This window comes from Clostridium sp. TF11-13AC, from assembly GCF_003481065.1.
Lineage (GTDB): Bacteria > Bacillota > Clostridia > Lachnospirales > Lachnospiraceae > Otoolea > Otoolea fessa.
The window spans coordinates 520,843-543,146 of the sequence record NZ_QUKJ01000002.1 but is presented as its reverse complement, the minus strand read 5'-3'; the positions used below and the strand labels follow the sequence as shown (position 1 = coordinate 543,146).

The window sequence follows — 22,304 nt, the reverse complement described above, 5'->3', positions numbered from 1 at the left end:
ATTACTTTGGATTTTAAACATTTCCTTTATAAGTATAACGGATTTTCCCCTTCGATTCAACCAATCCCGCGCTTCTATTTCTTACGGTTTTCTGTCTATGATATGGCAGGAACGAATGTGCCTTGGCACATTCGGGCGTCTCGCGCGGTCGCTTGCGACAACCTACAGCTTCGCGCGAGTGCGCATCATTGGCACAAAAAAAGACCGCCGCATCTCTGCGGCGATCTCCAAAAAACGATTCCGTTTTTCATTTTTAATTATTCTTCACTCAGCTCATCCTCGTTGAGTACAATCTTGTCTGCCTCGTCCAGTTCAGCCGGCTCGTTGAAGTCGTCCTCTGCCAGATCGATATCATCCTCTTCCTCAACATCTGTGTTCAGCTTGATGGAGCGGTAACGCTTCATACCGGTACCAGCCGGAATCAGCTTACCAATCAGAACGTTCTCCTTCAGACCAATCAGCTTATCTACCTTTCCGTTGATGGCAGCCTCGGTCAGAACCTTGGTTGTCTCCTGGAAGGATGCAGCGGATAAGAAGGAGTCGGTTGCCAGAGATGCCTTGGTGATACCCAGCATAACCTGACGTCCGATCGCCGGCTCTTTGCCCTCAGCTTCCAGCGCCTCGTTCATCTCGTTGAAATCGAGTACATCCATGGATACGCCCGGCAGTACGTCGGAATCTCCACTTTCCTCAATCTTAATCTTCTTTAACATCTGGTGTACGATCATCTCGATATGCTTATCGTTGATTTCTACACCCTGTAAGCGGTATACACGCTGTACTTCCTGGATCATGTAATCCTGTACGGCGCGGACGCCCTTGATCTTCAGAATATCGTGCGGGTTCACGCTACCTTCGGTCAGCTCGTCACCAGCCTCCAGAACCGCGCCGTCCTGAATCTTGATACGGGAGCCGTAAGGAATCAGGTATGTCTTGGAATTGCCCGTCTCATTATCCGTGATAATGATCTCACGTTTCTTCTTGGTATCTTTGATGGTTGCCACACCGCCGAACTCAGCGATGATAGCAAGTCCCTTCGGCTTACGTGCCTCGAAAAGCTCCTCGACACGCGGAAGACCCTGTGTGATATCGCCACCGGCAACGCCGCCCGAGTGGAACGTACGCATGGTCAGCTGTGTACCAGGCTCACCGATGGACTGTGCCGCGATGATGCCGACTGCCTCACCGACCTGGACCGGCTGACCGGTTGCCATGTTGGCACCGTAGCACTTCGCACACACACCGATATGGGATTTACAGGTCAGGACGGTACGGATCTTGATGGAATCTCTGCCCTGTTTCTTCAATGCTGCCATAACAGCCGCTGCACGCTTCGGCGTACACATATGATTCTTCTCGATCACCACTTCACCTGTATCCGGGTCTGTGATTGTCTCAGCGATGAAACGTCCTGTGATACGCTCCTGCAATGTCTCGATGGTTTCCTGACCATCCATGAATGCCTTGATCTCCATATACGGAATCTCCGGCTTATCCCAGCAGCAGTCCTCCTCGCGGACGATCAGATCCTGGGATACGTCTACCAGACGTCTGGTCAGGTAACCAGAGTCGGCAGTACGCAGAGCCGTATCGGACATACCTTTTCGAGCTCCGTGTGCGGAGATGAAGTACTCCAGTACGTCCAGACCCTCACGGAAGTTGGACTTGATAGGAAGTTCAATCGTATGACCGGTCGTATCTGCCATCAGTCCTCGCATACCAGCAAGCTGTTTAATCTGCTTATCCGATCCTCGCGCACCGGAGTCAGCCATCATGAAGATGTTGTTATATTTGTCAAGTCCTGTCAGCAGGTCGTGAGTCAGCTGATCATCGGTTGCCTTCCAGGTCTCGATAACTTCTTTGTAACGCTCTTCCTCTGTGATAAGACCACGGCGGAAGTTCTTTGCGATATGGTCAACCGTTGCCTGCGCGTCAGCAATCAGCTTCGGTTTGCTTGCCGGTACGGTCATATCGGAAATCGATACGGTCATGGCTGCACGTGTAGAGAACTTGTAGCCAATCGCCTTGATATCATCCAGGGTGATCGCTGTCTGGGTTGCACCATGGACATTGATAACCTTCTCCAGAATCTGCTTTAACTGCTTCTTGCCTACGTGGAAGTCAACTTCCAGTTTCAGCTCGTTCTCTTTCTGGGAACGGTCTACGAAGCCCAGATCCTGCGGGATGATCTCGTTGAAGATGAAACGTCCAACGGTAGACTCGATGATACCAGTCTTCGTTGTGCCATCCGGCATCGTGCGGGTTACTCTTACTTTGACACGGGAATGCAGGGTAACAACCTTGTTCTCGTATGCAAGAATCGCCTCGTTGATGCTCTTGAATGCCATGCCCTCGCCCTTGGCGCCCGGACGTTCCTGGGTCAGATAGTAAATACCAAGTACCATATCCTGGGAAGGAACGGCTACCGGACCACCATCGGACGGTTTTAACAGGTTGTTCGGGGAAAGCAGCAGGAAACGGCACTCTGCCTGTGCCTCCACGGAAAGCGGAAGATGTACCGCCATCTGGTCGCCATCGAAATCGGCGTTGAACGCGGTACAAACAAGCGGATGCAGCTTGATTGCCTTACCTTCTACCAGAATCGGCTCGAATGCCTGGATACCCAGACGATGCAGTGTAGGAGCACGGTTTAACATAACCGGATGCTCTTTGATTACATCCTCGAGAACGTCCCAAACCTCCGGCTGAAGGCGCTCTACCATCTTCTTTGCATTTTTAATGTTATGAGCGGTTCCGTTGGAAACCAGCTCTTTCATAACGAACGGTTTAAACAGCTCGATCGCCATCTCTTTCGGCAGACCGCACTGGTAAATCTTTAACTCCGGTCCTACGACGATAACGGAACGTCCAGAATAGTCAACTCGCTTACCCAGAAGGTTCTGACGGAAACGTCCCTGTTTACCCTTTAACATATCAGAAAGGGACTTGAGGGCACGGTTGCCAGGACCGGTAACTGGACGGCCACGGCGGCCATTATCAATTAATGCGTCAACTGCCTCCTGAAGCATACGTTTCTCGTTGCGCACGATGATATCCGGTGCGCCGAGCTCCAGAAGTCTTGCCAGACGGTTGTTACGGTTGATAATACGACGATACAGATCGTTTAAGTCGGAAGTTGCGAAACGTCCGCCATCCAACTGTACCATCGGACGGATATCCGGCGGGATAACCGGGACAACGGTCATGATCATCCACTCCGGTTTGTTGCCGGAATTTCTGAATGCCTCTACGACTTCCAGACGCTTGATGATGCGGGCACGCTTCTGTCCGGTTGCATCCTGTAACTGGTTTCTCAGATCCTCAGAATCCTTCTCCAGGTCGATCGCCTTTAAAAGCTCCTGAATCGCCTCGGCACCCATGCCGACACGGAAAGAACCGTAACCGTATTTCTCGATCTCGTCACGGTACTCCTTCTCAGACAGAACCTGCTTCATCTGCAGTCCGGTCTGTCCCGGATCCAGCACGATATAGGAAGCGAAGTACAGAACCTTCTCCAGAGTTCTCGGAGAAATGTCCAGAATCAGACCCATGCGGCTCGGAATTCCCTTGAAATACCAGATGTGGGAAACCGGAGCTGCAAGCTCGATATGACCCATGCGCTCACGGCGGACGCTGGCTTTTGTAACCTCAACGCCGCAGCGGTCACAGATAACACCTTTATATCTGATTTTTTTATATTTACCACAGTGGCACTCCCAGTCCTTGCTCGGTCCAAAGATTCTCTCACAGAACAGGCCGTCTTTCTCCGGCTTTAATGTTCTGTAGTTGATGGTCTCCGGCTTTTTAACCTCGCCGTGAGACCACTCCAGAATCTTTTCAGGGGATGCCAAACCGATCTTGATTGCGTCAAATGTCAATGGTTGATATGTTTCATTTGTCTCTGGCATGAGCGGTACTCCCTCCTATCGATTATTCTTCGTCGTCAGATCCATTATCATCGGAAACGTCTGCATAGTCATCGTCTGTATAGCCGTCTGCCTCTGCTGTATACTCATCATGCTCTACATCGGTCAGCTCACCATCTTTAAATTCCTGCTCCTGGTAACCGTAGTTGCCGAAGGACTCATTCTGAGAGTAACGCTTGCTGTCACCCTCGATGACGGAACGAAGATCGGTATCGCCTTCGTCGATGTTCTCCTTGAGCTCGATCTCGGAACCGTCTTCTGCCAGAACTCTGACATCCAGACCCAGGGACTGAAGCTCTTTTAAGAGTACCTTGAAGGACTCCGGAATACCCGGCTCCGGAATATTCTCGCCCTTGATGATTGCCTCGTATGTCTTCACACGACCTACCACATCATCGGACTTCACGGTCAGGATCTCCTGCAGCGTATAGGATGCGCCATACGCCTCCAGAGCCCAAACCTCCATCTCTCCGAAACGCTGGCCACCGAACTGAGCTTTACCACCCAGCGGCTGCTGTGTAACGAGGGAGTAAGGACCTGTGGAACGTGCATGAATCTTATCATCAACCAGATGATGCAGTTTCAGGTAATGCATGTGTCCGATTGTAACCGGGCTGTCGAAGTATTCGCCGGTACGTCCATCTCTCAGGCGGACTTTACCGTCACGTCCGATCGGAACGCCCTTCCAGAGTTTTCTGTGCTCCAGATGGGTACCCAGATACTCCATAACTTCCGGATCTACAATATCTTTATATTTTGCTTCGAACTCTTCCCAGGAGGTGTTGACATAGTCATTTGCCATCTCCAGAGTGTTCTGAATATCTTTCTCGTCTGCTCCGTCGAAAATCGGGGTGGATACATCAAAACCAAGTGCTTTGGCAGCAAGGCTTAAATGAATCTCCAGGACCTGTCCGATATTCATACGGGACGGTACGCCCAATGGGTTCAGTACGATGTCGAGCGGACGGCCATTCGGAAGGAACGGCATATCCTCAACCGGAAGTACACGGGAAACGACACCCTTGTTACCATGACGACCAGCCATCTTATCGCCGACGGAAATCTTTCTCTTCTGTGCAATGTAGATACGAACGGTCTTATTTACACCCGGAGCCAGCTCGTCGCCGTTCTCTCTTGTAAATACCTTCGCATCAATGATGATACCGTATGCACCATGCGGTACTTTCAGGGAAGTATCACGAACCTCTCTTGCCTTCTCACCGAAGATCGCACGTAACAGGCGCTCTTCTGCGGTCAGCTCGGTCTCTCCCTTCGGAGTAACCTTACCTACCAGGATATCACCGGCACGAACCTCTGCACCAATGCGGATGATACCGCGCTCGTCCAGATCTTTCAGTGCATCCTCGCCGACACCCGGAACATCTCTTGTGATCTCTTCCGGTCCCAGCTTGGTATCACGTGCTTCTGCCTCGTATTCCTCGATATGGACGGAGGTATATACATCCTCCTGAACCAGACGCTCAGACAGAAGAACGGCATCCTCATAGTTGTAGCCTTCCCAGGTCATGAAGCCGATCAGCGGGTTTTTGCCCAGACCGATCTCACCGTTGCAGGTGGACGGACCATCTGCGATAACCTCGCCAGCTTCGACATGGTCATTCTTGTATACAATCGGTTTCTGATTGTAGCAGTTGGACTGGTTACTTCTCTTGAATTTTGTCAGATGGTATACATCGCGGTTTCCATCGGAATCTCTCTTGATGATGATCTCGTTGGAAGCGGAGCGCTCAACCACACCGGCATTCTTTGCAACGACACACACACCGGAGTCAACAGCTGCCTTCGCGGAAATACCGGTATCGACAACGGCTCTCTCGGTGGTCAGAAGCGGTACCGCCTGACGCTGCATGTTCGATCCCATCAGAGCACGGTTCGCATCGTCGTTCTGCAGGAACGGAATCATGGAAGTAGCTACGGAGAATACCATCTTCGGGGATACGTCCATCAGGTCGATTTTCTTCTTCTGGAACTCGGAGGTCTCCTCACGGAATCGACCAGATACGTTATTGTGGACGAAGTGTCCTTCTTCGTCTAACTGCTCGTTTGCCTGTGCAACAACGAAGTTATCTTCCTCGTCTGCTGTCAGGTATACAACCTCATCCGTAACAACCGGGTTGGACGGATCGGTTTTATCTACTACACGGTACGGAGCTTCGATGAAACCGTACTCATTGACACGTGCGTAAGATGCCAGGGAGTTGATCAGACCGATGTTCGGTCCCTCAGGTGTCTCGATCGGGCACATACGGCCATAGTGTGTGTAGTGTACATCTCGTACCTCGAATCCGGCACGGTCTCTTGACAGACCGCCAGGACCCAGGGCGGAAAGACGTCTCTTATGGGTCAGCTCGGACAGCGGGTTGTTCTGATCCATGAACTGGGACAGCTGGGAACTTCCGAAGAACTCCTTGACTGCTGCTGTAACCGGCTTGATATTGATCAGGGACTGGGCAGAAACACCTTCCATGTCCTGTGTTGTCATACGCTCACGTACCACACGCTCCATACGGGACAGACCGATACGGTACTGGTTCTGAAGCAGCTCGCCGACCGCACGGATACGACGGTTGCCCAGATGGTCGATATCATCTGGATTGCCGATGCCGCCTTCCAGATGCATGTTGTAGTTGATGGAAGCGATGATATCTTCCTTCGTAATGTGCTTCGGAATCAGGTCATGGATATCTCTGCGGATAATCTCTTTTAATTCCTCATCAGAAGCGCCGGCATTTTCTTCCAGAATACCCTGGAGAACCGGATAGAATACTAACTCTGTGACGCCTACTTCTTCCGGATCGAAATTCACATAAGCGCCCAGATCTACCATCATGTTAGAAAGAACCTTGTGATTCTTCTTCTCACCCTGAATCCATACAAACGGAACGCCTGCGTTCTGGATGTCAGTAGCAAGTTCCTTGGTGACCTTGGTTCCCTGCTCCGCCAGAATCTCTCCGGTAGTTGTATCAACCACATCCTCAGCCAGAACGTGACCTACGATACGGTTCTTAAAGTGAAGCTTTTTATTGAATTTATAACGACCTACCTTTGCCAGATCGTAGCGGCGCGGATCGAAGAACATGCTGTTTAACAGGCTCTCTGCGCTGTCTACGGAAAGCGGCTCACCCGGACGAATCTTCTTATATAATTCCAGAAGACCATCCTGGTAGTTGTTGGACGGATCCTTCTCGAAGCTCTTCTCCAGTTTCAGCTCATCGCCGAACAGGTCAATGATCTCGGCGTTAGTACCGTAACCAAGAGCACGGATCAGAACAGTAACAGGAACTTTTCTGGTCCGGTCTACACGCACGTAGAAAATGTCGTTGGAATCTGTCTCATACTCCAGCCAGGCACCCCGGTTCGGGATAACGGTGCAGCTGTATAACTCTGTACCGATCTTATCGTGCGCGATTCCATAATAAATACCAGGGGAACGAACAAGCTGGCTGACGATAACTCGCTCCGCTCCGTTGATAACGAAGGAGCCGGTGTCGGTCATAAGTGGAAGATCACCCATGAAAATCTCATGTTCATTGATCTCATCTTTATCTTTATTGCAAAGTCTTACCTTTACCTTCAGAGGAGCTGCATAGGTCGCATCGCGCTCTTTGCACTCTTCGATCGTATATTTGATATCGTTTTTACACAGTGTAAAATCCACAAATTCCAGACTCAAGTGACCTGCGAAATCCGTGATCGGGGAGATATCAGCAAACACTTCTTTCAGTCCCTCATCCAGGAACCACTGATACGAGTTTTTCTGAATCTCAATCAAATTCGGCATTTCCAGAACTTCTTTTTGTCTTGAGAAGGTCATCCTTACACCTTTACCGGTTTTTACCGGACGCATCCTGCTTTTCTCCATTCGATGTTTCACCCCTGTTTTCTTTCTATCTCTATGGTTTGCATTTTTCCATCTCCGAACCAGCCTTGTTTCATGCTGACGGAGCTGCACTGTCATTTGGGCATACGAATACCCGGAAAACACAGTTTTCCACAATAGTGCATTCTCCATCTTAGCATGGGATTTGATGGGTGTCAAGTGGTTTTTTTGATAGATTTGGAATAAATTTGGAATGATTATGAAAAAGTTTTCTCAAGAAACGCCAGAATCCGGACAGACAACAGACGCCGCTCCCCAGATGATAGCGGCGTCCGATTTTTTATAGAAATTTTATGCAAATAAATTCGGTAAAAATGTAACGGTCTGTGGAATATAGGTAATCACCAAAAGGACAATCAGAAGGACTGCTAACATAGGGAGCAAATCCCGCATCTGGTCTTTCAGGCTTACCTTGGCAATCGATCCCGATACAAACAGGCACACGCCCAGCGGAGGCGTACACATACCAATTGTCAGGTTGACTGCCATGACCAGGCCAAAATGGATCAGGTCAATTCCCATTGCCTTAACAAGCGGCAGGAAGAGTGGGGTAAAGATAACCAGCGCGCTTGTCGTATCGATGAAGGTGCCTGCAATTAACAGAATCACATTGATGATCATCAACAATACATATTTGTTGCTGACCGTGCTGGACAGCAGGGCGCTGACGGTCTGCGGAACCTGTGCAACCGTGATAACCCAGGTAAACAGGCTCGCACAGGACACAACGATTAAAACCTGTCCCGTTGATTTTGCACAGTCCACAAAGAGGTCAAACATCTTGGACGGCTTTAACTCCCGGTAAACAAAACCGCCGATGATAATCGCATATGCACACGCGATAGCGCCGGACTCGGTTGCCGTAAAAATACCAGATAAGATACCTCCAATGATGATAATCGGCATAATCAGGGCAAGAAGGGCATCTTTTCCGGTACGGATTCTCTCCTCACGGCTCGCCTTTTTCTCACGTCCTACATAATGTCTCTTTTTTCCTACATAATAACTGTAAATCATCAGTCCGAGTCCCATGATAATGCCCGGGATAAATCCACCGATAAACAATTTACCAACGCTCACACCTGCCATCGTTCCGTATAGCAGAAGTGGAATACTCGGAGGAATGATCGGTCCAATCGAACCGCCGCAGGCGATTAACGGAGCCGAAAACGTATCTTCATAGTTTTTCTCACGCATGATCGGAATCATAATGCCACCGATCGCTGCGGTTGCCGCGATCGCAGAACCTGTGATCGCCGCAAAGAACATACACGCCAGAATACTTACCAGTGCCAGACCACTTGGAAAATGTCCGATCAGCGCATCGGCAAAATCGACGATTCTTCTGGAAATACCGCCCTGAACCATCAGACCTCCGGCAAGGATAAACAGCGGAATCGCAATCAGCGCCGTGCTGTCAGCACCGGTGAACATTCTCTGGATAACAACAATTAACGGGGTTCCTCCCTGGATAATTCCAGCCACCGATACCATTCCGAGTGAAAAGCAGATCGGAATTCCTATTAAAAACAAGACAAATAATAAGACAATATAAATCATACCTTTCCCTCCTAATCATTCTTTTTCAGCTGCTCTGCCATATTTTTAATCATATAGAACAGCATAATCGCTCCGGCACTTGGAATACTTGCATAGTAAACACTCATTGGAATCGGCAGATAGGAAGTCGTCTGCGTCCATCCAAACGCACAGAATTTAATTCCAAATACAATCATAAAAATGAAAAAGAGAGACAATACCAGGTCAATTCCCAGTTCCACCACCTTGCGGATTTTAACTGGAAACGACATCAGCAGAACATCCACGTTCAGGTGTTCCTTTTCCCGCACACACCACGCAGCGCCCCAGAATACCAGATAGGTAAATGCCAAACGCAGGATATCCGTACTCCACGGAAGCGGAGATTTTAAAACAAAGCGGCATAAAACCTGTAAAAAGGTAATGACAAATACCACAATCGCGCTGATTCCCATGACAGCTTTTGTAATCTTATCGACCAGACCAGACATTTCCCATCCCCCTATTCTTTCCCATGCGTATTTCTATACTCTTCAACCGCCTGTTTTACCTTTTCCGTCAATTCCGGCGGAACCAGTGCCGTTACAGCCGGTTCCTGATACAGGCTGGCCGTTGCATCCTGGAAGGACTGTAAATCTGGATCCTTGCATACCTTTACGCCGTTCGCTTCAATCGACGCAAGCATCTCTTCTTCCATGTCCGTTACTTCCTGACGCTGTGTATCTTTTGCGTATTCAGCCGCCTCATCAATCCAAGCACGATCTTCATCGGTCAGTTTATTATAAAAGTCAAGGTTCATGATCATGCTTTCCGGCGCATATGTGTGACCATCCAGAACCATATATTTCTGCACTTCATCAAACGCAGAACTGGAAATAGACGCGATCGGGTTTTCCTGACCATCTACGGTTCCCTGCTGAAGAGCAGTATAAAGCTCGTTAAATGCGATCGGCGTCGCAATAAATCCAAGGTGATCTGCCAATGAGAACCAGATCGGCGACTCCTGTACACGGATCGATAATCCCTTCATGTCGGATGCCTTGGTCACTTCTTTTTTATTATTCGTAAAATGACGGAAGCCTAACTCACAGAAACCCAGGTGTTTAAAGCCCTGTGCCTCAAACTTCGGTTCCAGTTCTTTCTGCAGCGTATTATCCAGGACATAGTATGCTTCCTGCTTATCTGCAAAGAGATACGGGATTGCCAGAACCTGCGTCTCCGGCACGAAGCTTGGAAGCGCGCCATCCGTTGTTACAATCGCAAGCTCTATCGAACCAATCTTGACGCCTTCCGCCATTTCGCGCTCACCGCCCAGCTGCGCGCTCGGGTAAATCGTCACTTCGAACCGATCACCTGCCAGTTCCTCCAGCTTTTCCTGAAATGCCGCTGCCGCCATCGTTGACTGGTGCTTCTCATTTCCAACTGTCGCTATTTTCAACTTGATATGTCCGCTGTCTGATGTACTGCCGCAGCCGGTCAACACCGTTGCTCCCAAGACAAGTACCGCGAACGTCCCTGCCCAACCTTTTTTCATTACCGTTCCTCCTCGCTGATGACATCCACTTCATACTCCGACGATAACTTCCGGTTCAACTTTTTATCTTCCATCTCATAGCGGAATTTACTGCCGAAACGGAATCCATCCTTGACCGGGACCGTTCCGGAAAAGATCACACAATTATCAATTCCGCCAACCCGCTCGTCCAGTTCTTTTAAGATGGTCTCCACTGGGAGAATATCTGCCAACGTTCCCTCCTGATATAAAACTTCCATTCCGTCCAATGTCTGCCAGGAATGAAGCTCTATCTCATCCCAGTGATCCTTGACATCCTCGTACTCCCAAACGGTATCGCAAATCGGCTTCGCACAAATCTGTTTCGCTTTAGGAACACTGGCTGCCTCAAGCTCCCGGTCTGTGTGGTCGCTTCCCAATCCGATGTAAATCGTCTTATCTTTAATGACAATCACATACTCGACTTCTCCACAGGTCTTTTCGCCCACAAACGCCAGTTTCTTTTCCTGTGTTAAAACGTAATTGCCACACTGGAAAATGGTCGGTATTTTCTTCGGTGCCGGAACGCCTAATTCCCGTTCCAGTTCTTTGATATGCTCCATCGTCTTTTCAATGTTTCTGCCTGCATATCCAATGGCAAACACCCTCTCATAATTCAGCTCCAGCGGCTTTTCTCCGTTCTTTCCCTGAACCGTAAAACACATTGTATCCATCCTGTTTCCTCCTTATTCCATTCCCTCTTTTATATCTTATATACTTCCGGCAGCCGATCCCGATAAACATTGATCGAATCTCTGACCCCATCGACTGCTCCAATCTCCATATCTGCCATCAGTATCTGTTCCGCTTCTCCGCCCAGCACCAAGCACTCTCCCATCGGTCCATAGACGGCAGAATGTCCGCCGCACTTTGTATTTCCAGCCGTTCCGACCGAATTAGTACAGCATAAAAAGCTCTGACTTTCAATTGCCCTCGCCCTGTTCAAGGTATCCCAGTGAAGAAGTCTCGTATCCGGCCACTGTGCTACCACAAACTGGACTTTTGAACCCGCAAGCATCTCGGAACGAATCAGTTCCGGGAACCGGATATCATAACAAATTACCAGACTGCACGGGATTCCATCCAATTCAAAATTGCAGATGTTTTTTCCATGTTCAAAATACTCATGTTCGCCGGACGGGCTGAACAGATGCACCTTGTCATATTCCATCACCACTTCGCCGTCCCGGTTAAAGACAGCGGCTGTATTATAAATCTTCTCATCCCGGCAATTTGCCACGGAACCGGCAATTATATTGACACGGTATTCTTTCGCCAATCTGGAAAACAGCTTTTTGGTCTGTTCCAAATTCACATCCGACACCTCTTTCAGATTTTCTCTCGGAAAAAAACCGGTGTTCCATGTCTCCGGAAGTGTGATCACATCCGGTTTCAGCTCTGCAGCCATCCGGACCAGCTTTTCTGCTTTTTCAAAATTTGCCTCCGGCTTCCCCAACTGCATATCCATCTGAATCATCGCAACTCTCATACCTGACCTCCATTTTACGGTATTTGGTATTCGGTATTTGGTATACCAACAATTAGAATAATAACACTCTCTTTTTTTATCGTCAATCTACTCTTTTCACAAAAACCGAAATCTCTTTTTGGATGATCTTCCAATTTTATCTGACATTTTGCTTCATTGCATGGTTCTGGTTGATATTTTTTTCTGTTTCCTCCATATGGATCTTCATCGCCCGAACTGCCGCTTCCACATTTTTCTGTTTCAAAGCGTCTAAAATTCCCTGGTGTTCATCGATCGTTGTCTGACGCCGTTTATCCGTTCCCCTCACTGCCTGCATTCCCATAAAGCGGAACATATCATAATAATTGCTCAGCAGTTTTAAAAGCTCACGGTTCTGGCTCATCTGGTAGATATAGGTATGAAATTCCCGATCCAGCTGAATAAATCTCGTAATATCATAATGTTCCAGGACTTCCTTCTGTTTCTTCTGAATCTCTTCCAGACATTTCAGATCTTTCTCTGTGACATTTTTCACAGCATCCTCGATCGCAGATAACTCCAGCGCGCTTCTGACACGAGTCAGCTCCCACATATAATGCGGGTCAAATTCACGCACCACCGTTCCCTTATAGGTTTCCATCTGCAGCCAGCCATCTCTGGCAAGCATCTGCATCCCCTCACGGATCGGCGTGCGGCTGATTCCGAGTTCTTCTGACAATTTTCTCTCATTCATCACGAACCCCGGGGGATAAACGCCCGTCATGATCCCCTTTTTTATTTCGTTATATACCTGGTATTTATACCCCAGCTGTTTTTCTACCATACTTCCCTCACATCCATCAACTTCAATGCTAATATATGTTATCATCCCTCATATATCAACTATCATATGCATATCACACAGTCACTCTAATTGTCAAGCTATTTGCAGGTTTTCTGACCCTGCCAGCACTTACACCAGCACTTACAGATTCAGCTTTTTCTTGCCATTTCCCCACTCCAATGCTATAATACATAGTAATTGCGCGGTTATTTTCGTGTTCCATGCGAAATGGGATTGGATTTTCGTCCCGCCGCTATCTACAACGGAGGTATATATATGTCATTTTGGAATGTACTGCTAGTTATTATCGTCATTCTGGCTATCCTTCTTGTCGTACTGTATATTCTGGGTTCCCGGATGCAGAAACGTCAGGCAGAGCAGCAGACTATGATCGACGCTTCGAAACAGACAGTTTCGATTCTGGCGATTGACAAAAAGAAACTGAAAATCGGAGATTCCGGTCTCCCGAAGATGGTTATTGACCAGACTCCATGGTATATGAAGTGGGCGAAGCTCCCGATCGTAAAGGCTAAGATCGGACCGAAGGTTGTGACCATGATCGCGGATGAGAAGGTATTCCTTCAGTTACCGCTCCGCACCGAGGCAAAGGTTGTCATCAGCGGTCTTTATATCACAGAGATCAAGAGCGTGCGCGGAGGCATCCCGCCGCTGCCGAAGAAGAAAAAATTCTTTGACCGTTTCAAGAAAAATACAGAAGAGGCAGCAAAGAAAGAAGCTTCCAAGTCCAAGAAAAATAAATAATGGATCTTAAAATCCCGGAAATGTAACTGATTACACGTTTCCGGGATTTTTGATTCACCGATTTTATTTCTTTGTTTCTATATTCTTTTATATTTACTGCTCTTTCAGGTTCAATTTCGCCGTCGCCTTCGATTTCACATCAATTTCAATATGGCTCTGGCTGGTCTGCTCATAGTTGAGTTCCAGCGTATAATCAATCTGGATTTTCAGATGATCCGGACCTTCATTGATCTTGATGCGGTCGGTCGTGACGCCCACGATCATCTGACCGTATGGAGTCACATAACAGCTGACATTCGGACGGTTCTCCTGAAAAATCATATGCGCCCGCGCATCGCCTCCCTTGATCATATCGACGCTGTCCGCATTGGCTTTGATGGTATTGCGGATGCTTCCTTCCTCGCCTTCCAGTATCTCATCATAGATGATATAATGCTTGCCATTTTTGAAATAATAGCTGCCTGCCGTGATAACCTCTAGGTTATTCGTCTCCCCGTCCGCAATATGGGCACCGCGCACGGATACAAGCACATCTTTCGTCATATTTTAATACTCCTCAATGTTAATCTGTTTCGTGTCTTTTACCTCTTTTGGCAGAATCGCCTTGGCAAAACGCGTGAAATTCTCCGCCCGGTCGCTGACAAAGAACTGATACTGGTCAAGAATCGGCTCCCCGGCAGCAGCGCGGCGGCTGTTTTCCTCCGAAAAACGTTCCAGATCCTCCGAACTGCGTGTCAGATCCATGTCCCGCAGCAGAGTTTTAAGTTCAATCGCCGTCTCATATGCCGGATTTACCAAAGTCACCTCGTCGCCCATCAGCCGATGCAACGTCGAACGCAGCAGCGGATAATGCGTACATCCCATAACCAGCGTATCAATGTATTTTTCTTTCAGCGAAGAAAGATACCGGGAGGCAATCTCGTCTGTTACCGAATCATGAAAGAGTCCTTCCTCCACCAGCGGCACAAAGAGCGGACACGGTTTTCCAATGACCTCAATATCCGGGCGCAGCTTCTGCATTTCTCTGGTATAAATACCGCTCCGGATGGTCGCCTCGGTTCCAATCACGCCAATCTTTCCATTATGGGTTGCCTCGGCAGCCGTGCGCGCGCCCGCGTAGATAACCCCGATGATCGGGATATCCAATTCCTGTTTGACCGTCTCCAGTGCACACGCCGAGGCCGTGTTGCAGGCAATCACGATCGCCTTGACTCCCTGTGTTTTCAGAAAACGGATGATCTGGCGGGAATAGCGCAGTACCGTCTCCTGCGATTTGCTTCCATATGGAACGCGCGCCGTATCTCCAAAGTATACGATGCGCTCCTGCGGCATCTGACGCATGATCTCACGGGCTACCGTCAGACCGCCGATGCCTGAATCAAAAACTCCGATCGGGGCATTTCTATCCATGTTTACCTTCCTTTCGGCAAAATTCTTATTGTCATGTTTCCATTTTTTCCCGGGCATCTGTGTATATCGAATCACAAAACGTCCAAAAGCAGATTCATTCACACTGTTTCAGGATTCTGAAACAGTTTTATTTATTTCTAGGCTTCGTAGCGTTTCAGTCCGTGTTCAATCAGCTTTGTCACCATCTCCGGCTTCGGGATTCCGGCCGCCTCAAAGAGCATCGGGTACATACTGATCGCGGTAAAGCCCGGCATGGTATTGATCTCATTGAAGATAACCTCGCCGTCCTTCGTCACAAAGAAATCGACACGCGACAGACCATAGCCATCTACCGCCTTGAAAATACGTCTCGCCGCCTGACGCACACGCTCGGTCGCATCGCCCGGAAGCTCTGGATTTACCACGGTTCTGGACTCTGCGTTGTAATATTTCGCATCAAAATCATAGAAATCGGCTGCTGCCAGAATCTCGCCAACACCGGAAGCGATGACCGGTTCTGTGCCATTTCCAAAGACCGCACATTCGATCTCACGGCCGACGATCGTCTCCTCAACCAGAATCTTGCGGTCATGGTGCGCCGCCTCCTTTAAGCCTGCAATCAGCTCTTCGCGATCCGACGCCTTGCTGACACCTCTGGAAGAACCTGCATTGGACGGCTTGATAAATACCGGATATGAGAACCGGTTCTCGATGCGTGCCACAACCTCATCCATCTTTTCAAGTTCTTTGCGGATGACCAGCTCATATGCCGCCTGGCGCACGCCTGTGTGGTCAACAATCTGTTTTGTATACACTTTATCCATCGAAACGCTGGACGCCAGCACACCGCATCCGACATACGGGATTTTTGCCAACTCAAAGATGCCCTGAATGGTGCCGTCCTCGCCCCAGAGTCCATGCAGAACCGGGAATACCACATCAATGCGGATCATTTCCGCCTTACCATCTTTCAGGACGATCACGGATTTCTCCGTTGCATCCGGGGAAAGGATCGCGGTCGTCGTGTTCTTTCTCCAGCTCTCATCCTCGATCTGCTCGACCGAGTCAACCAGCAGCCATTTTCCCTCTTCGGTAATTCCGATCAGGGTTACATCATAGCGCTCTGTATCTATATTTTTAATGACATTGATTGCCGACATACATGAAACAATATGTTCCGAAGACTGTCCGCCAAATACCACAAGTACACTCTTTTTCATAATATCCGCCTTTCTGCCGGGTGTGGGAAGCTTCACCACACGCCGGAATGCTATTCCAAAATATAGTTTAGATTATACCATAACTGTCAATACTTGCGACAAGAAGATTCGATTTCTTTCAGTAAAAGGAGAGCCATTATGATAAATCAAATGATTTCGTTCCATCCTGAAAATTGTCCGTCACCCAATTGTCCGTCACCCACATCCAGGATTCATCCACCTGTCACCAATAAATGCCGCCATTTTTCCACCGGTTCCTGTAAACCTTCCCATCTATACGGTGGAACACTCCCGCATCTCGCCTTATGTTCCATGCTCTTATTTCTGCTTTTCTGCCTGCCTCTTCTGACTTTTACCAGAAACCAGATTCAGCAGAAAGTCCTGGCGTACGCGGTCGCCCCGCCGATCCTACAGACTCATGTGATCGACAACTGGTGGGGTGTTCTCTATCCGCCGCCCGCCCTGTCCGGAGGTGTCATGCCGGAAGAAAACTCAAAAAATCAGAGCGCCGATTCCGTCTCTGACGCTCTGATTTTTGATAACGATATGAACTGGCTGTCGCAAAAGAAGCATATCATTTTTGATGTAAACAAGAAAGCTGCTGCTCTGATTTCCTCTAAAGCTGACCCGATGACTTGCTCCAATCACTCGGAACGTTCTGGAACAGCTTCAGATTCAAAAATAACCACCGAACCGACAGAATCTTCTTCGAACTCAAAAATAGCAGCCACGCACGCCGTTTCCGCTGACAGCAGTCTGCTGGATAAAGCTCATGCTTCCTCCGACAATTCGATTACTCTTCGGGTAACGTGTCGTTTTTTATCTTTCCTTCCCGGAGGCTCGGAGTGATGAAATTCTCATAGGAATAGTTCCACAGCGTCTCCGATCCCTTGGCGGTATTCTTATTTCTTCCAAGAATCTGGCTCAGGTGCACGCCGCGCGTCGCCCACGCCTTTCCATTGGAAGCATCATTGAGCATCGTCGGCTGGATGTTGTCCATCGTATGTGCAAACCGTGCTTCCGGCGTCTCCCCGGCTTCAAATTCATCCCAGAGAGAGCGCAGTTTTTCGCCCTGATCCGGCGGCAGCATTCCGAAAATGCGCTCTGCACCCTTTAATTCTCTCTCCCGCTGGGTTTTCTTCGCCTCCTCATCATAGGCATATGTGTCGCCGGCGTCGATCTCGACCAGATCGTGAATCAGAAGCATGGTAACCGTTTTCAGCACATCGATCGGCTCATTGGAATACTCCGCCAGAAGCACCGTCATGATCGCCATATGCCATGCATGCTCCGCGTCATTTTCCTTCCGCTCGCCGTCTGTCAGATACGTCTGGCGACCGATAAATTTCTCCTTGTCTATCTCCCGGATAAATGCAAACTGCTGCTCCAGACGTTCTTTCTGTTTCTGATTTATATCCATTGTTTCCGCCTCCCTGGTCTATTTCACCACATTTCTAGTTACTGTTCACGCATACGTGCCCAGTTACGGAAAAATGCCTCTTGCATTTATCCTCTCTTTACAGTCTCTTCCCTGCAAGAACCTCTTTATAATCCTTATAATTCTCCTCCAAAAGCCTCGGCGTATCCAGACCATACGGGCACATCGACTTGCAGTGTCCGCAATGCAGGCAGTCCTCTATCTTCTTCATCTTCGCCTGTCCCTCCGGGGAGAGGTATCTCGCTGACGGAGAACGGCGCAGAAGCAGGGACATACGCGCACAGTTGTTGATCTCGATTCCTGCCGAACACGGCATACAGTAGCCGCAGCCCCGGCAGAATTCACCTGCCAGCTCTTTCTGGTCTTTTTCAATAACAGCTTTCAGCTCGTCCGTCAGTTCCGGTGGATTGCCGATGTAGCTTAAAAATTCGTCCAGCTCGCTTTCCTTCTGTACACCCCAGATCGGCAGTACATTCTCAAACTGTGCCATATAGGCATAGATCGCAGCCGAATTGGTCAGCAGACCGCCCGACAGACCCTTCATTGCGATAAATCCCATTTCGTGCTCCGCACAGGCCTTCGCCAACGCGATCTCCCGCTCGGTGGAAAGATAATTAAATGGGAACTGCAGGGTATCGTAAAGCCCCGACTCGATCGCCTCCTCCGCAATGCTCATGCGGTGGTTCGTGATGCCGATGAAACGGATTTTCCCCTGCTCTTTTGCCTCGAGCATCGCCTCATAAAGACCGCTTCCGTCTCCCGGCTTCGGACAGACTGCCGGATTGTGGAACTGGTAAATGTCCACGTAGTCTGTTTTTAAATTATGTAAACTCGTCTCCAGATCCTTCCAGAAGCCTTCCGCCGTCGTTGCCGCTGTCTTGGTCGCAATATAGATATGCTCGCGCACGTCGCTCAGCGCATAGCCGATCTTCTCCTCACTGTCCGTATAAAAGCGCGCCGTATCAAAGAAACGGACACCCGCATCATACGCCTTGCGAAGCAGTACCTTCGCATCATCAAAAGAAATACGCTGGATTGGCAGCGCGCCAAATCCATTTTTATTGACGATAATATCCGTCTTTCCAAGGGTAACCGGCGTACCGGCTACCCTTTCTCTTTTATCCAGCATCTCTTTCAGCGCCTCGTCGCTGTCATCGATCCAGACATCCTCCTCATCGGCGTTGAGACCGAGATATTTTGCCAGTGTCCGCTCATCATCCGACCGGTTCCAGCGGGAAATGTAGCGATCGATTTCCTCAAATGGAATCTGACCGGACAGGTACAATTCTTTAAATGTCATACTTCCTTCCGCTCCTTTAAATTCTTCAGTACCGTAATTTCCTGGTTATCTATGTGTCCCCTGGCTACCGCCTTTGCCTCCGCCATATGGCGCAGACGCAGTGCTGCCAATATTTTTTCATGCTCTAACTGCAGAATCTGCCGTTTATCCTCGTCCTTGATGTATTCCAGACGGAACCGGTACATCTGCTCACGCAGGTTGTTCAAAATCTGCACCAGACGCTTGTTGCGGGTCGAATGGTAGATCACGTCATGGTATGCCTCATCCGTCTCCGCGATCTTCATCGCATCGCCCTGATCAATCGCCGCTTTAAATGCTTTCTGTGCTTCTTCCAATGCCTGCATATCTTCTTCCGTCATGCGCTGGCACGCCAGCTCAATCGCCAGTTCCTCCAGCGAACGGCGCACCTCCAGCACATCTTTCAGGCTTTTTTCCGAAATCCGCGCCACCTCCGCGCCGCGCCGTGGAATCATCAGAACAAGTCCTTCCAGCTCCAGCTTGCGGATCGCCTCACGGATCGGGGTGCGGCTGACGCCCAGCTTCTGTGCCAGCTGAATCTCCATCAGGCGCTCGCCCGGTGCCAGCTCTCCCTTTAAGATCGCCTGCCGGAGTGTGTTGAATACCACATCCCTGAGTGGGAGATATTCATTCATTTTAACCTCAAAATTGTTCCCCATCTGCATGCCCCTTCCTGTTGTAAAAACTAGTCAGGTATACCTGTTTCGCCAGATCCTGGCTGCTGCCATAGCGGAGTTCCTCATACGCCGCCTGGGCCGCCGCCTGATTCGTAAACAAGCCAAATACGGTTGGACCGCTCCCGCTCATCAGAGAGCCGTCCGCGCCCATCTCTATCATCTTATCTTTGAGTGTCTGAATCACCGGATTTTCCGGGATCGTCACCATTTCCAGCACGTTTCCAAGCTGTGAAACGACGCCGGAGAGGTCTTTTTTCTCGATCGCCGCCCGCATCGCATCAATATCCGGATGCGCCTCTGCACCCAGAGACGGCAGGTTTAAGCTCTCGTACACATGCTTCGTTGAAACGCTGACCGCCGGTTTGGCAATCAGCACGCGGCACTGCGGCATCGGCGGAAGCGGTGTCAGGATCTCCCCGATTCCCTCTGAAAGAGCCGTTCCCCGCATGATACAGTACGGCACATCCGCACCCAGACGGACGCCGCGCTCCATCAGCTCCTGTTTCGAAAGCCCCAGTCCGAACATCTTGTTGACACCAAACAGGACTGCGGCCGCATCGCTGCTGCCGCCTGCCATCCCAGCTGCCACCGGGATAAATTTCTTCATCTTGATCTCCACACCGTCGCGGATTCCAAACTCATCCATCAGAAGCTTTGCCGCGCGGTAACCTAAGTTATTTTCATTGTCCGGCAGATAATAAAGGTTCGTTGAAAGACGGATTCCCTCTTCCTCCGTCCGGTTCAGTTCGATCGCGTCGTACACGCGCACCGTCTGCATGATCATCCGCACTTCGTGGTAGCCGTCTTCTCTCCGGCGGACTACATCCAGACCGAGATTGATCTTTCCATATGCTTTCAGCTCCAGATGCCTGATCATCGGTCATTCCTCCCATCGTTCCCTTAGTGTAATCACACTAGATTGTATTTTTTCATTATTTTGTATACAAGCTATTATATCCTTTTTGCATACAAAATACAATAGAATCCTTGCAGGATGAAGGTACCTGAATGAATCCCATTTTTTCCGCCAATATCCGTGAAGCCGTGTTGGAACGCTTCGTGCGAAGCCGGATCTTATCCAGCTCCAACGTTTCAAACCCGTATTTCACAATCGCCCGGCAGGCTTCCAGCGCATAACCCTGACGGCGGAACGGTTCATAAATATGATATCCCAGTTCTCCGTCTGTCAGCCCCGCCTTTCCAACCAGCACCCCGTCCGCGCGGCGTTCCAGCGCCCACAAACCGCACTCGGCAAAGCGGTACTGGTGTTTCCTGTATTCCTCGCGTTTGTTCCAGTCGGAGAAAGTTCCGTCGGCATCCTCAGCGGATGCCGGTTCCAACGGATCGTCCCGGGAAAATTCACGAATGATGAGGCGGTCGGTTTCCGCGATGAACCACGGGAGAGCCAGATGGCGGCGGACGACGCGTTCCAGGAATGTTTCATCGGCGTCTTCAGGGTCTGTAATAAGGTAAAGGCAAAATGAATAGTCGGTCGGCTGTTTTTCCTCATTTTCCCTCCATAAGCCAACAATAGCTCTCCCGGCTGCTTTCGCAGCCTGAAGAGCTTCGTTTTCATCGGAGAGAATTACCGGGTATGTCTGTCCCGCAATGGTTACTTCTCGTTCGATTGTCATAGATTATCTTTCTTTTCCTTTTTCCGGCTCCGGGTACTCCTCGCCGAAGGTGTCAACGGTCATCTTTTTGATCTTCTGCTCTTTGAGCGGACGATCGCCCCAGTCGGTGCGGACACCGGCAATCTTGTCCACGATATCCAGACCTTCAACTACCTTCCCGAAGGATGCATACTGACCATCCAGATGCGGGGAAGTCTCATGCATGATGAAGAACTGGGAACCTGCGGAGTTCGGGTCCATCGCACGCGCCATAGAGAGAACGCCCTTGGTGTGCTTGAAATTGTTCGTAAAACCATTCTGGCTGAACTCACCCTTGATGGTATACCCTGGACCGCCCATACCGTTTCCATTCGGGCATCCGCCCTGAATCATAAAGCCCTTGATGACACGGTGGAAGATCAGACCATCATAAAAGCCCTTCTTGATCAGGCTGATAAAGTTGTTGACTGTGTTCGGCGCAATCTCTGGGTAAAGCTCTGCCTTCATGATATCGCCATTTTCCATCTCAATGGTAACAACTGGATTTTTCATGTATGTTTCCTCCTGAATTTTAAAAAATACCTCATTAAGTGGTCACATTATACCATAAGAATGTTCGAAAATCGACTGTTTTTCGTTCCATATTTGTCCATTTTCTTTACATTTCGTAAGTTTCTC

The 22,304-nt window shown here is 49.3% G+C and carries 19 protein-coding genes; 2 read left to right on the top strand and 17 right to left on the bottom strand.

The annotated features are described in order from the left end of the window. Positions 1-257 precede the first annotated feature (257 nt). The 8 genes from rpoC to DXD12_RS06805 form a co-directional block, all read right to left on the bottom strand. Positions 258-3,908: a DNA-directed RNA polymerase subunit beta' gene (gene rpoC / locus DXD12_RS06840; protein ID WP_107000676.1), complete on the bottom strand. Its 3,651-nt coding sequence runs from the start codon at positions 3,906-3,908 to the stop codon at positions 258-260. Between the two features lie 22 nt (positions 3,909-3,930). Further along, entirely contained in the window at positions 3,931-7,809 is a 3,879-nt protein-coding gene (locus DXD12_RS06835) for a DNA-directed RNA polymerase subunit beta (protein ID WP_107000677.1), read from the bottom strand. A 309-nt stretch (positions 7,810-8,118) separates the two neighbouring features. Then, complete coding sequence (locus DXD12_RS06830) at positions 8,119-9,387, bottom strand: TRAP transporter large permease (RefSeq protein ID WP_118469150.1); 1,269 nt, start codon at positions 9,385-9,387, stop codon at positions 8,119-8,121. 11 nt (positions 9,388-9,398) lie between these two features. Then, positions 9,399-9,857: a TRAP transporter small permease gene (locus tag DXD12_RS06825; RefSeq protein ID WP_118469151.1), complete on the bottom strand. Its 459-nt coding sequence runs from the start codon at positions 9,855-9,857 to the stop codon at positions 9,399-9,401. An 11-nt stretch (positions 9,858-9,868) separates the two neighbouring features. Further along, complete coding sequence (gene dctP / locus DXD12_RS06820) at positions 9,869-10,900, bottom strand: TRAP transporter substrate-binding protein DctP (RefSeq protein ID WP_118523691.1); 1,032 nt, start codon at positions 10,898-10,900, stop codon at positions 9,869-9,871. Beyond that, complete coding sequence (locus DXD12_RS06815; protein ID WP_118637874.1) at positions 10,900-11,592, bottom strand: DUF2848 family protein; 693 nt, start codon at positions 11,590-11,592, stop codon at positions 10,900-10,902. Before DXD12_RS06815 ends, dctP begins: the two co-directional genes overlap by 1 nt. Positions 11,593-11,621: 29 nt before the next feature. Then, positions 11,622-12,407, bottom strand: coding sequence for a carbon-nitrogen family hydrolase (locus DXD12_RS06810; RefSeq protein ID WP_118469156.1), 786 nt, complete (start codon positions 12,405-12,407; stop codon positions 11,622-11,624). A 136-nt stretch (positions 12,408-12,543) separates the two neighbouring features. Beyond that, positions 12,544-13,209, bottom strand: a complete 666-nt coding sequence (locus DXD12_RS06805) for a GntR family transcriptional regulator (protein ID WP_118637872.1) — start codon at positions 13,207-13,209, stop codon at positions 12,544-12,546. Positions 13,210-13,485: 276 nt separating this feature from the next. Here DXD12_RS06805 and DXD12_RS06800 point away from each other — a divergent pair, with 276 nt between their 5' ends. Continuing rightward, positions 13,486-13,971, top strand: a complete 486-nt coding sequence (locus DXD12_RS06800) for a hypothetical protein (RefSeq protein ID WP_022360091.1) — start codon at positions 13,486-13,488, stop codon at positions 13,969-13,971. Between the two features lie 93 nt (positions 13,972-14,064). On the opposite strand, the gene DXD12_RS06795 is transcribed toward DXD12_RS06800, so the two are convergent. The 3 genes from DXD12_RS06795 to DXD12_RS06785 form a co-directional block, all read right to left on the bottom strand. Then, positions 14,065-14,514 (bottom strand): DUF1934 domain-containing protein, encoded by a 450-nt coding sequence (locus tag DXD12_RS06795; protein WP_022360090.1) that lies wholly within the window; start codon positions 14,512-14,514, stop codon positions 14,065-14,067. A gap of 3 nt (positions 14,515-14,517) precedes the next feature. Beyond that, positions 14,518-15,381: a glutamate racemase gene (gene murI, locus DXD12_RS06790; protein ID WP_118637870.1), complete on the bottom strand. Its 864-nt coding sequence runs from the start codon at positions 15,379-15,381 to the stop codon at positions 14,518-14,520. Between the two features lie 137 nt (positions 15,382-15,518). Next, positions 15,519-16,580 carry a D-alanine--D-alanine ligase family protein gene (locus DXD12_RS06785; protein WP_181357193.1) on the bottom strand — a complete coding sequence of 354 codons (1,062 nt, stop codon included), beginning with the start codon at positions 16,578-16,580 and terminating at the stop codon, positions 15,519-15,521. Positions 16,581-16,718: 138 nt separating this feature from the next. Between DXD12_RS06785 and DXD12_RS15145 the strand changes: the two genes are divergently transcribed. Continuing rightward, positions 16,719-17,429, top strand: a complete 711-nt coding sequence (locus DXD12_RS15145) for a hypothetical protein (protein ID WP_147354013.1) — start codon at positions 16,719-16,721, stop codon at positions 17,427-17,429. On the opposite strand, the gene DXD12_RS06780 is transcribed toward DXD12_RS15145, so the two are convergent. The 6 genes from DXD12_RS06780 to DXD12_RS06755 form a co-directional block, all read right to left on the bottom strand. Next, positions 17,374-18,000: an HD domain-containing protein gene (locus DXD12_RS06780; protein ID WP_118494273.1), complete on the bottom strand. Its 627-nt coding sequence runs from the start codon at positions 17,998-18,000 to the stop codon at positions 17,374-17,376. The two genes, DXD12_RS15145 and DXD12_RS06780, sit on opposite strands and share 56 nt — an antisense overlap. 97 nt (positions 18,001-18,097) lie before the next feature. Next, complete coding sequence (locus DXD12_RS06775) at positions 18,098-19,318, bottom strand: aldo/keto reductase (protein WP_118637868.1); 1,221 nt, start codon at positions 19,316-19,318, stop codon at positions 18,098-18,100. Continuing rightward, positions 19,315-19,995: a GntR family transcriptional regulator gene (locus tag DXD12_RS06770; protein ID WP_107000683.1), complete on the bottom strand. Its 681-nt coding sequence runs from the start codon at positions 19,993-19,995 to the stop codon at positions 19,315-19,317. The genes DXD12_RS06775 and DXD12_RS06770 overlap by 4 nt, the downstream gene beginning before the upstream one ends. Next, positions 19,979-20,890 carry a 4-(cytidine 5'-diphospho)-2-C-methyl-D-erythritol kinase gene (gene ispE, locus DXD12_RS06765; protein WP_118637866.1) on the bottom strand — a complete coding sequence of 304 codons (912 nt, stop codon included), beginning with the start codon at positions 20,888-20,890 and terminating at the stop codon, positions 19,979-19,981. Before ispE ends, DXD12_RS06770 begins: the two co-directional genes overlap by 17 nt. Positions 20,891-20,945: 55 nt before the next feature. Then, positions 20,946-21,647 (bottom strand): GNAT family N-acetyltransferase, encoded by a 702-nt coding sequence (locus tag DXD12_RS06760; RefSeq protein ID WP_118637864.1) that lies wholly within the window; start codon positions 21,645-21,647, stop codon positions 20,946-20,948. A 3-nt stretch (positions 21,648-21,650) separates the two neighbouring features. Continuing rightward, complete coding sequence (locus tag DXD12_RS06755; RefSeq protein WP_107000686.1) at positions 21,651-22,178, bottom strand: peptidylprolyl isomerase; 528 nt, start codon at positions 22,176-22,178, stop codon at positions 21,651-21,653. Between the last annotated feature and the right edge of the window lie 126 nt (positions 22,179-22,304).